Source organism: Anaerobacterium chartisolvens, from assembly GCF_003337415.1.
GTDB classification, from domain to species: domain Bacteria; phylum Bacillota; class Clostridia; order Acetivibrionales; family DSM-27016; genus Anaerobacterium; species Anaerobacterium chartisolvens.
On record NZ_QPJT01000027.1, the window covers coordinates 39298 to 51012 of the forward strand.

12 protein-coding genes are annotated in these 11715 nt (G+C 41.7%); 8 read left to right on the plus strand and 4 right to left on the minus strand.

Going from position 1 to position 11715, the window contains the following annotated elements:
- Positions 1 to 116: 116 nt before the first annotated feature.
- The gene (locus DFR58_RS18030) at positions 117 to 1568 is read left to right on the plus strand and encodes a carbohydrate-binding protein (RefSeq protein ID WP_114299270.1); all 1452 of its coding nucleotides are present in this window, start codon (positions 117 to 119) and stop codon (positions 1566 to 1568) included.
- 139 nt (positions 1569 to 1707) lie between these two features.
- On the opposite strand, the gene DFR58_RS18035 is transcribed toward DFR58_RS18030, so the two are convergent.
- The 3 genes from DFR58_RS18035 to DFR58_RS18045 all read right to left on the minus strand — a co-directional run bounded on the left by DFR58_RS18035 (position 1708) and on the right by DFR58_RS18045 (position 3943).
- A complete protein-coding gene (locus DFR58_RS18035) occupies positions 1708 to 2628 on the minus strand; it encodes an aldo/keto reductase (RefSeq protein WP_114299272.1) in 921 nt (306 codons plus the stop codon).
- A gap of 136 nt (positions 2629 to 2764) precedes the next feature.
- Complete coding sequence (locus DFR58_RS18040) at positions 2765 to 3337, minus strand: hypothetical protein (protein WP_114299274.1); 573 nt, start codon at positions 3335 to 3337, stop codon at positions 2765 to 2767.
- Positions 3338 to 3445: 108 nt separating this feature from the next.
- Entirely contained in the window at positions 3446 to 3943 is a 498-nt protein-coding gene (locus tag DFR58_RS18045; RefSeq protein WP_114299276.1) for a hypothetical protein, read from the minus strand.
- A gap of 273 nt (positions 3944 to 4216) precedes the next feature.
- Here DFR58_RS18045 and DFR58_RS18050 point away from each other — a divergent pair, with 273 nt between their 5' ends.
- The 3 genes from DFR58_RS18050 to DFR58_RS18060 all read left to right on the plus strand — a co-directional run bounded on the left by DFR58_RS18050 (position 4217) and on the right by DFR58_RS18060 (position 6705).
- Positions 4217 to 4999: a polysaccharide deacetylase family protein gene (locus DFR58_RS18050; protein ID WP_114299278.1), complete on the plus strand. Its 783-nt coding sequence runs from the start codon at positions 4217 to 4219 to the stop codon at positions 4997 to 4999.
- Between the two features lie 81 nt (positions 5000 to 5080).
- Positions 5081 to 5740: a Mur ligase family protein gene (locus DFR58_RS18055; protein ID WP_170138218.1), complete on the plus strand. Its 660-nt coding sequence runs from the start codon at positions 5081 to 5083 to the stop codon at positions 5738 to 5740.
- A gap of 290 nt (positions 5741 to 6030) precedes the next feature.
- Positions 6031 to 6705: a single-stranded DNA-binding protein gene (locus DFR58_RS18060; RefSeq protein ID WP_114299282.1), complete on the plus strand. Its 675-nt coding sequence runs from the start codon at positions 6031 to 6033 to the stop codon at positions 6703 to 6705.
- A gap of 40 nt (positions 6706 to 6745) precedes the next feature.
- Here DFR58_RS18060 and DFR58_RS18065 read toward each other — a convergent pair whose 3' ends face one another.
- Positions 6746 to 8515 (minus strand): FAD-dependent oxidoreductase, encoded by a 1770-nt coding sequence (locus DFR58_RS18065; RefSeq protein ID WP_114299284.1) that lies wholly within the window; start codon positions 8513 to 8515, stop codon positions 6746 to 6748.
- Between the two features lie 202 nt (positions 8516 to 8717).
- On the opposite strand from DFR58_RS18065, the gene DFR58_RS18070 reads away from it, so the two are divergent.
- From DFR58_RS18070 to DFR58_RS18085, 4 genes are read left to right on the plus strand one after another with little or no spacing between them, the layout of a single operon-like run.
- Positions 8718 to 9752: an FAD:protein FMN transferase gene (locus DFR58_RS18070; protein WP_242987719.1), complete on the plus strand. Its 1035-nt coding sequence runs from the start codon at positions 8718 to 8720 to the stop codon at positions 9750 to 9752.
- Positions 9736 to 10110 carry a NusG domain II-containing protein gene (locus DFR58_RS18075; protein WP_114299286.1) on the plus strand — a complete coding sequence of 125 codons (375 nt, stop codon included), beginning with the start codon at positions 9736 to 9738 and terminating at the stop codon, positions 10108 to 10110. The genes DFR58_RS18070 and DFR58_RS18075 overlap by 17 nt, the downstream gene beginning before the upstream one ends.
- A gap of 21 nt (positions 10111 to 10131) precedes the next feature.
- Positions 10132 to 10650, plus strand: coding sequence for a Gx transporter family protein (locus DFR58_RS18080; RefSeq protein WP_114299288.1), 519 nt, complete (start codon positions 10132 to 10134; stop codon positions 10648 to 10650).
- Positions 10651 to 10653: 3 nt separating this feature from the next.
- On the plus strand, positions 10654 to 11619 hold the full coding sequence (locus DFR58_RS18085) for a polyprenyl synthetase family protein (RefSeq protein WP_242987721.1): 966 nt from the start codon (positions 10654 to 10656) through the stop codon (positions 11617 to 11619).
- Positions 11620 to 11715: the final 96 nt, after the last annotated feature.

Consider the following 11715-nt stretch of genomic DNA (forward strand, 5'->3'; position numbering starts at 1 on the left):
AGGATTCGGATGCATAAATTTGCAGTGGATTCATATTCCTGAAAATATGCTTGAAGCTTCATATACTCAGGCTGAATCTGCTTCGATATATCAAAAAAATGTAGGAGGTTTGAGTAATGATTAAAAAGCTTTTAAGTGTTCTTTTGGCCGGTATGGTGCTTGCAGTATGCATGAATTCTGCCGTAATCACAGCTTCGGCAGCCACGCTGCCGGTGCTGCCGCCGTCAGGGTATGATCAGACGCGGAGCAACATTCCGCATGGACAGGTAAGCTACATCAATTACCAGTCCAAGGCGACAAACAGCCAGCGGAGGGCCAGAATTTACCTGCCCCCAGGGTATTCCAAAAACAATAAATACAGCGTTATGTATTTATTGCCGGGTTACGGTCAGAATGAAGATGTCTGGTACAGCTCCGGAGCAGCCAACGTAATTCTTGACAACCTGCTTGCCGAGGGCAAAATTCAGCCCTTTATACTTGTAATGCCAAATGCCAATGCTACCGGCGCAGGAATATCGGATGGCTATGTGAATTTTACAAACGATCTGATTGGCAGCCTTATGCCTTACATTGAATCAAACTATTCCGTTTATACCGACCGCCTTCACAGGGCGATTGCCGGCCTCTCACTTGGCGGTGCGCAATCGTTGAATATAGGGCTGCTGCATCTGGATATGTTTCCATATATCGGAGGATTTTCCCCCGGAGGCCCCGCTTCTATTACAGGTGTCAACATGTTTCCCGATCCCGCAGCCGTCCGGCAGCAGTTAAAGCTTCTGTTTCTTTGCATCGGAACCAATGACAACACATCCTTCAGCGGAAGTATAGACAGTACTTGTAAGAGCAACAATATCCCCGACACCTATTTTCTCATTCAGGGAGCCGGACACGACTGGTCTGTATGGAAGCCAAGCCTGTGGAATTTTTCACAAATGGCGTGTGCTAACGGATTTACGGATTATGGCCCGGTTACACCTCCTGAACCGGTATCGGCCTTTGAAAAAATTGAAGGAGAAAGCTACAGCAGCCAGTCGGGAATCCAGAATGGAAGCTGCTCCGAAGGGGGGGAGTGTATCGGGTATATAGAAAATGGAGATTATGCTGTCTACAGCAATGTGGATTTCGGCGGAGGAGCGGCAGATTTTAAGGCCAGAGTATCCAGTGCCACTAGTGGAGGCAATATCGAGCTAAGGCTTGACAGCATCACAGGTACCTTAATAGGCACCTGCGCGGTTCCCGGAACCGGCGATTGGCAGAATTGGGCGGATGTGAAGTGTGATGTCGGAGATGTAAGCGGAAAGCATGACTTATACCTGAAATTCACGGGGGGAAGCGGATACCTTTTCAATGTTAACTGGTTTATGTTTGGCAAGGAAATTATCCCGGAAAAGCTGCCGGGTGATTTAAACTCGGATGGCAAGGTAGACTCTATAGATTTTACATTAATGAAAAAGCACATTTTGGGGCTTGAGCTCCTTGCAGACACTGCACCGGCCGACTTAGACGGTAACGGGACGGTCAATTCGCTGGACTTTTTACTGCTCAGGCAACACTTGCTGGGAATTTAACAGGTCTGGGACATTTCTAAGTATGGTTTTCCGGCTGTCCCGGAACCTGAGGCGCCAAATATAATAAATAGCCTCCTAAAATAATATTCATGATGAGTGATGTTTTAGGAGGCTATTATAAGGATATGTGTTATTAATGCTATGGTAATTTATTTCCGGCCGCCCGATAGATTTCGTACCATTCCTCGCGGGTAAGGCAGATATCCGCCGCCTTGATGCAATCCTTCAAACGATTAACATTTACAGTGCCGGTTACCGGCTGCATATGCGCGGGATGCCGCAAAATCCATGATATTGCAATAGTAGTGTTAGTAACCTCATATTTAGCGGCTATTTCATTAATTTTAGCATTTAGCTCAGGAAATTTATCGTTATCTAAAAATACTCCCTCAAAGAAACCGTACTGGAACGGGGACCATGGCTGTATAGTGATGTCATTTATGCGGCAAAAATCCAGAACACCTCCGTCACGGTCTACAGCCGATTCATCAAGCATGTTAACGTGTATGCCGTAAGAAATCATAGTGGCATTGGTAATGCTTAACTGAAGCTGGTTTGCAACAAGCGGCTGCTTGAGTGATTTTTTAAGCAATTGTATCTGCATGGGGTTATGATTAGAAACACCAAAGTTACGAACCTTTCCGCTACTTTGAAGCCTATCAAACGCTTCGGCGACCTCTTCCGGCTCAACCAGCGAATCCGGCCGGTGCAAAAGCAGTATATCAAGGTAATCCGTTTTGAGACGCTTTAGGCTTCCATCCACCGATTCTAAGATATGCTCTTTAGAAAAGTCGAACATACGCCCCGGTACAATGCCGCATTTGGACTGCAAAATTATTTTTTCGCGAATACTGCTGTTCATATTTATCGCTTCGGCGAAAATTTCCTCGCATGTACCTCCTCCATAAATATCCGCATGGTCGAAAAAGTTCGCGCCTTCATCCAAGGCTGTTTTGATAAAACGCTCCGCATGTGGTTTGGTTAAATTTTTAATACGCATGCATCCCACTGCGATTACCGGCACCTGCAAATTTGATGACCCGAGCTTCATTGTTTTCATAATATACACACTCCTTGATTGTTTAATTGAATTCTGCTTATATAGCCTGATGCCGCAGCCCAATATAAGTATAATAAAAATTGTAACCCTTAATGTTAGCTTTAAGTCAATAGAAAACAATGAAGCAATACTTTATTTAAAGCATTAATACATTGCATTTTGGGCAAAGAGTGCCTTCCTTAGCGTCTATTATGTCCATGCAGCTTGGGCACAGACGTTTTCTGACGGTCGGGTCTTTTAGATCCTCCCCGGAAGAATATTTTTCATCGAAGGCTTCCTTATAATACTCCTCCTGCTCGGTGCAATAACCTTTTCTTGCCACATAAACAGATTCCACCTTTTTGTCCGACGAATAGAAGGAAATTCCGTATTTTTTTGAGCTTGAGCCCGACGAATCGCTTATGCAGTCATCAAACATTGTCTTAAACAAATCCTCTGCTTTATGTGTTTTTTCTCCTATTAATGGAATACCCTCCAAAAAGACTTGCGAGGGACGGAAAAATTCAAAAGCTGCGCAAACAAGGGAATTATTTTGACCTCTTTCGTAAAAGACATGGCAAATTTCATTATATTCTTCTGTTTCATATATATCAAATTCTGTTTTTTTAAACAGTATCGGAGCTGTATTTAACAGTACTTGTATTTCCAGACTTGTCATTCCGAATTTTATGCTGTCTGTTCCTTTAAAAAGCATTAGTTTAAATTCCATTTTAAGAATCTCCCCTTAAGCTATAATAAATTGGCAATATTAAAAGAATATTACCAATTTATTATAGCATTAATTAAAATATCAGAGTACCATATTGATTTGGTAATTTCACTTAGACCATCCCAGGGTGCCCGTTGCGTATGTCCACATTTTTGATATGGCTGTGTTATACTTGCTTCCGAATTTGGAGCGGATGTCGTTTATATCCATTTGCATGGCTGCAAGGTGCCTTCCCTGCTTTACAAGTTCTAATTGCTGGGCCCTGTAGGCTTTAGCCGCCGTACTGCTGCCCCAGCTTGCCGTTTTTTGGTGATCCGCCTTAGTCATTAGTACACATGGCCCTGTGTCTCTCGTAACATATCCTGTTACATTTCTGTTTGCGTCAAATTTATATACATATGTACTGTCATAAACCTCTCCCGCAAAGCAGTGGTGCCTGTCTCCCCCTAAAGCGCTCTTAATTGAATTGTAAGCGCCTCCCAATTGCTGCGCTATTATTTCGCTGTCTGTAGCAAATGCGGTGCCTGCAATATTGGTTAACATGACGAACACCGTAAGCAATATTGCCAGATACTTGGACAGCCTGCCGGAATGCTTTCTAAACATTATCATATACCTCCCAAAATTAATATAATTATGTAATTTATTGCATGTCTATCAAAACTGCAGTTATAGCTTACCATTGAAATGTTTTCAAATAAACAACATATATGTTATATTAAAGTTAATTTTGTGTAGGACAAGGATGCTGGTATTGAGCTGCAAAGCAATTAAAAATGTGGGTTGACAGCAAGAGCATAAGCTATCCTTATGGTTTTACACATAATAAATTGCCTCCTGAAATATTATTTATTATAAATAATATTTCAGGAGGCAATAATGAGGATATGTATTATTGACGTAATAACGTTAAGGAGGCTTATCATCCTATCCGTTATCACAATTGCCCTTTTGCTCACCGGGGCGGTAATAGTGACAAAAATGAGGGACGGAGCTATCCCTGTCCTGTCACAGTCAAGGCAGCTGCCTATTTATTCTGTTGAAGCACATGAGAAGGTTGCGGCAATTACCTTTGACTGTGCATGGGGAGCGGGGGACATACCTGACATTTTAAGCACTCTTAAAAAGGAAGATATAAAGTCCAGCTTTTTTATAGTAGGTCAGTGGGCTGAAAAATTCCCTGATGCCGTAAAATCTATATCAGATGAGGGCCATGATGTTTCCAATCATTCGTATTCCCACCTCAGAATGGGGGCTATAGGCTCAGACAAAATAAGAAGCGAAATCTCAATATGCGGGCAGAAGCTTAGCGATCTGTCGGGAAAAAAGGTGGACTTGTTCAGGGCGCCTTATGGAGACTATAATAATAATGTTGTAAGCATAGCAAAGGATTTGGGCTATTACACAATACAGTGGAATGTTGATTCTTTGGATTGGCGTCCGGGAATAAGCGAGAATGAAATTATGGACAGGATAACAAAAAAAATAAGCCCCGGCTCAATAATATTGTTTCACAATGATACCCCGCATACCGCAAAAATTCTTCCCGGTATAATTAAAGCTTTGCAGCAGCAAGGATATTCATTCATGCCGGTATCAAAAATGATAATGAGAGAAAACTATGAAATAGACGCTGAAGGGATGCAGAGATCTATAAAATAAAGATTCGTCATTACATAAAAACTTTGAAAAATACATATTATAAGCTTAAATGCCTATTTTGATGAAATGAGGTTTAAGAGAATGCTTTTAGCAGCAATAACATGCAATAAGGACAATTCTGAAACAGCAAATCTTATCAATTCATTTTTAGTCTCAACAGGTAAAAAAATCAGTATAACCGACTCTAAAAGTCTTATGGAGATGAGTCCATCCCATATAAAGGAATATATACAGCAATTATCAAGAAATAACTTCGAATACCTTATAATAAAAATTAACCCTTATTATATTAACAAAACACTTTTGGATTATATTCATTTTGATATTATGATTTTGACCGAGAAAGCCGATGATTTAAAGAGAATCAATTATGAAAACTATTTTTATGCTATAAGAAGTTTTTTTTCATTAATGGACGATAAGGGAACTATTATAATGAATGTTGATGACAATGAAGCCTTAAAATTTTTAAAAGGATTTAAGCATCATATAATAACATATGGTTTTAACTCCAAAGCCAGTGTTACCACGTCAAGCGTAGGAAATATGGGGTCCGAGGACAGCTTTATGTGCTGCCTTCAAAGGACAGTATCTACAAAGAGCGGAGTTGTTGTGGAGCCTCAGGAATACAGAATAAAGCTGGAATCTAACGAATTTGACAGTTACAATATATTGGCGGCGGCGGCTTTTGCCATAGTAAATGACATTGACTTAAATAATGCAGGAATTTTAGAGAATTAGTAAAAATTTATCAAAATATTGTATTTAAAATGCTTATTCGGGATTTTCAATAAGAAAAATATATAATATAATATATTGTATATTTTTGTTCATTAAAACTTAAGAAAGGATTATTATAGAAAGCTATAGCCTAATCAAATACAGTTCTGGATAGATTTATACCTATGCTTCTTTATTTTAGGTTGCAAATCTATAGGAATTTAATTCTAAAGTTTACTGCTTATGAATAGATATTACACTAGATAAATTTTTAGATATACAGTAGCCTGAGAGAGGAGAGTGGGGTACGGATGGTCGGAAACATCATAGAGAACAACATGGTGACCATTTCGGGTAAGGTAGTCTCGGATATTGCATTCAGCCATGAAGTGTATGGAGAGGGTTTTTATTACTTTATGCTTGATGTTCCAAGGCTTAGCGACAGTTATGACAGAATTCCTGTAACTATTTCTGAACGTCTGATTATTAAGCAAAAGCTGGAGATAGGGGAGATAATTGAAGTAGAGGGACAGTTCCGCTCGTATAACAGCTTCAATAACGAGGGCAACAGGCTGCTTTTGACGGTATTTGCCAGAGAAATTAATTTTCTTGACGACGAAAAGAAGATTAAAAATCCCAACTTAATATTTTTAAACGGCTACATATGCAAAAAGCCAATATTTAGAACTACTCCTTTTGGAAGAGAAATCACAGATATCCTTCTAGCCGTCAACAGGCCCTACAATAAATCGGATTACATTCCCTGCATAGCATGGGGAAGGAATGCCCGTTATTCCGAGGTTTTAGAAACAGGAGACAACATTAAAATATGGGGAAGGATTCAAAGCAGGGAGTACCAGAAAAAATTTGAATCGGGAGAGGTTATTACTAAAACGGCATATGAGGTTTCGGTTTCTAAGATGGAGGTATGCACCGGCAAATGCAGGAGTGAGGATCTAAGCAAGGATAATGATGAAAAAGATTGAAGCTTTCGCAAAATACAATACTCTATCCCTGTCTTGCCCGTCATATGCGGAATTTTAGCCTTTTATTTCTTGCAAAAAATCTCCATTGCCTCATCAGGTAAGGCATTAAATAGTGGTCTAAGCCAAAAGCTCTTCCTGCCCCTCCAAGCATCGACAGCGCCGCCGGGATATACCACCAGGTTTCAGGGTAAAGGCCTGTAGAGAGGATGAAGTTTATATTTAGTCCTATGGATGCCAGAGCGGCAATAAATGTAAAGGTTCCGGTAAAAAAAGCAAGTCCTATGCCTATTTCCGACATAACAATTAATACTTGGAATAGAAGTGCATTGGGTACGACAATATTATCGGCGATCCAGGAATACCATGCCGGAGTGTGTCCTGAGACAATGGTAAATATTTTTTCTCCCGTTTCTGAAACTGATGCACTTGTGTTCCCGTCGGTGCCGGAACCGACAAGCATGGCTTTTGCAAGCCAGCCCTCATTAACCTTGGATATTCCCTCGTAAAGCCAGGAATATCCAAGAAATAGTCTTACCGGCACCAGCCAGAAGGCACGGGTGGGGAAGGTGAGGTGCTTTTCGAGAAGAAGTCTTTTATGCCTTTTATGCAGCAATTCGTGCTTTAAGTATTTAAATACCAGCTCAAAGCCTCCTATTCCGAAAAGATAATGTATGTTTACGGCATATTTCATCAGTATGGAAAAAAATACAGGAAGCTGATATCCCATTATATCCGCCACCGCAAAAAAGCTTCCCACCGAAACCATAACTCCATGCAGCCGGGGCCTAAGCGCTGTTTTTTCCTTTCCCTCAATATCCGCCAGTATGTTCCGGGCAGCCGTCTTGCCTGTCTGAAGTGCCGATTCAACAAGCGCAGGCATAGTTTGGCCTTCAAAGACAAATGCCGATATATCTCCCACCGCATACACATTTTCAAACTGCGTCCCGGTATACTCGTTGACCTTTATGCGGCAGGCCCTTCCCTTATCTATGCTGATCTCATCCGTTATGCAGGCTGCCCTTACTCCTGCCGTCCATATTATAGTTCTGCTTGAAATTACCGTTCCGCCTTTGAGCTCCGCTCTGTCAAACTCCACACTTGTTATTGCCGAGTCTGTAAGCACCTCTACTCCCAATTTTTGCTTAAGATAGCGCATTGTTTTTTTTATGCTCTTTTCATTTAAATTGCTGAGTATGGCGGGCAGGGCCTCTACCAAAACCAATCTTACCTCAGACCTGTCGATGGAATGTTCAATGCATAGAAGCTTTACCCACTGGGCAAGCTCTCCTATCATTTCAACACCTGTAAACCCTCCGCCTCCTACAATGAAGGTTAATAAAGACTTTCTTGTATCGGGATTTTTCTCCTCGGAGGCATTTAAAAAGCAATCCTTTATGTGTTCCCTTATTCTAACCGCATCTTCGAATGACCATAACGAGAAGGAATGCTCCCTCATGCCCTGTATTCCGTAATAGTTGGGTTCACTTCCGGCCGCTATTATAAGATAGTCATAGGTATATTTATTAACACTTGACACAAGGCTGTTGCTGTTAAAATCTATGTCTGTAATGTCGTCTCTTATATGCTTGATATCGGTATATTTAAAAATATCCCTCAAGGGCACAATTACGCCGTCTTCCGATATTCTGTTGCCGGCCACCTCATGAAGCTCGGTAAGCAGGGTATGATATGGATTTCTGTCTATAACAGTTATCTCAATATCGCTGTCTCTTCTTTTCTTTTTATATAGGCTTAAAGCAGCCTCTATTCCCGCATACCCTGCTCCTAAAACGGCAATCCTTCTATGCACTCAGGATACCTCCTTAAAAATAATCTCTTCTTGAAAAATCACATAAAATGCCTTTGACTTGTGAAATATACAATTGGGTTGAGACGTATCATTCATATAGTATTACGCATTTGCAATAAAAATATTATCAAAAAACATCAGTTGAAAACTTAGGTGCAATTATTTATAATATTGTCTATACAATAATGAACGGAGGAAGGTTTTGAAGAAAATAGCAGTAGCCGCAATAGTTATAGCAGTGCTTATCTTCGGCGCATTCTGGCTTAAAAGCGATAAGCATTTTGAACAGCAGAGCTTTCTTATGGGTACGGTGATTTCCGAAAAGGTTTACGGCTATAATGCGCGCAAGGCCTCTGCCGAAGCCATGGCTAGAATCGGTGAAATAGAGAATACCATGACTGTAAACGCGCAGGGAAGTCAGGCGGAAGCGTTAAATGAGGCATCAGGAAAGAAAAGCATAAGGCTGGACGGCGATATTATAGAGGTGCTGGAGACGGCAAAAAAATACTCCTCTATAAGCGGCGGAGCCTTTGATGTCACTGTAGGCCCTCTTGTAAAGGCGTGGGGAATATCTACAGAGCATTTTAAAATCCCCGAAAAAGAAGAGATAGACGAGCTTTTATCCCTTGTGAATTACAATGATATATACATTGATTCAAATAACGGCACTGTAAGGCTTGCAAGAGAAGGACAGGCAGTGGATCTCGGAGCGATAGCAAAGGGCTATGCCGCAGATCAGACGATAGAAATATATAAGCGTTGGGGCATAAAATCGGCCTATATAAACCTCGGGGGCAATGTTTCGGTGCTTGGGAAAAAGCCTGACGGAACGCTCTGGCGCATAGGAATACAGAACCCCAGAGCGGCAAACGGCAAGATAGTGGGTGTTATTAATATTCAGGATAAATCGGTTGTGACCTCGGGAGACTATGAAAGATTTTCTGAAAAGGATAATGTAAGATACCACCATATACTTGATCCTCATACAGGCTATCCCTCCGGCTCGGGCTTAATGGGTGCAACCATACTGGCTGATTCCTCAGTAGCTGCCGATGCTTTGTCCACAGCAGTTTTCGTGCTGGGGCTTGAAAAGGGGATCGAGCTTGTAGAAAGCCTTGAGGGAGTCGAAGCTGTTTTTATTACAGAGGATAAAAGGATTTATACCACCTCAGGGCTTAAAGACGAATTTATTTTTGATGATGAAAGTAAGGAATTCCAATATGTTCAAAAAAGGTGATATAATACTCATATTGTCCATAGCTTTAATTGCCGCCGCAGGATATATCTCGCTTAAAATTCACAACACGGGAGGCAGTCATAGGATTGCGGTAATTATTCAAAATGACAGCGTTATAAAAAGAATAGATTTGGACAAGGTTAAGAGGAATGAAAAGATAAAAATTCCGGGAAAATATAATGAAACGGCTTTTGTGGAAAAAGGGCGTATAAGATTCGGTCACGCCGACTGTCCCGATGAGCTGTGTGTCAAGGCGGGGTGGCTGACCCATCCGGGAGACATGGCGGTGTGTATTCCCAACCGTGCCATTATTAAAATTGAGGGGTATGCAAATGAGCTGGACGGAGTCGCATATTGAAATTTTTAAGGAGTTTTGCTTGTGAATAGCACAAAAAGACTGGCAATTATTGCTGTTATGGTTTCTCAGGCTATGATACTGTCGCTGATTGAATCCATGCTTCCCATTCCCTCAATTGTTACGGGGATGAAGCTTGGGCTGCCGAATATTGTAACGCTGCTGGCCATTATATTTTTAGGATATGCGGATGCCTTAACCATAGTCATCATAAGATGTATTCTTTCATCCTTTTTTTCGGGCGGGCTTATTTTCTTTCTTTTCAGTATAAGCGGAGGAGTTTTAAGTGTGCTTGTAATGGCATTACTTTATAAGAAGATGTCCAAAGCTCTAAGCCTGACAGGCATCAGCATTGCCGGCGCATTAGCCCATAATACCGGCCAGGTGCTTATAGCCTGCATTGTAATGAAAACTGCGGCAGTACTTGGGTATATGCCGTTGCTTCTCGGGGCTTCTGTTGTAACGGGGTGCTTTACGGGGCTTTGCAGCGGCTTTCTTTCTTCCGCCTTAAAAAAGATAAATATTATAAGCCACAGGAGTTGATTTGTGTTGTGGGATAAATATCCTGATATTTACAGCCAGCTTTCATTAACAGAAAAATTAATTTCGGACAACATGCGGTCCCGCAATAAGCTTCTCTCATCAGTGGTGAGCGAGCTTGTCGGGGCGGGAGGCAAAAGGCTGAGGCCGGCATTCGTAATAATATCTGCAAAATTCGGCAAATATAACGCCGGAAAGGTTATTCCGATGGCCGGGGCTCTGGAGCTGCTCCATACTGCGACACTTGTACATGATGACGTAATCGACTGCTCCAGCTTAAGGAGAGGCAAGGCAACTGTTTCTGAAAAATACGGAAATGACATGGCTATATACACGGGGGATTTTCTGTTCACCAAAGCCGTAATGATGCTATCTGCCGGAATCCCCTTAGACAGGCTGGAGTTGGTTGCAAGGGCTGTAAAAACAATATGCGAGGGTGAAGTGGATCAGTATCAGGACAGGTACAGGCTTGACGTTTCAGTATTATCATATCTTAAAAGAATAAGCCGCAAGACTGCGGTGCTATTCGCTTCGGCGTGCTCTGTAGGCTCACACCTTGCCAAATGCTCTGTACCCGTCTGCAAAAACCTTGCTCGGTTTGGCTTTTGCTATGGAATGGCTTTTCAGATAAGGGACGATTTAAACAATTTTCTGTCAAAGGCCCAAAGCGAAGGAAAGCCTGTGGGAAGTGATATAGCAAAGGGAGTGCTTACTCTGCCTGTCATATATGCAATTAATGAAAGTGAAGAGATAAAAAGCCTGGTAGGGGATTTGTTTGAACGAAAGGGGCAATTGCCGCAAGCCGGGATTGAAAGGATAACGGGGCTTATAGCGGAAGCCGGGGGAATGCGAAGATCAGAAAAAATGCTGGAAAGCTATATAAACAGGGCATCTAGGCTTCTTGGCAGGCTTCCCGCAAACAAATACAACGACATATTCACAGAGCTGCTCCAGCAGCTTCAGCAGCTTTGATGGGGACGCTCCTGCTCTTAGAACATTTGTTCTTGACAAACATTGCCTTGAAAGGTTATAATATCAATAACAAATATTGAGGTGAGTGCTATGCCA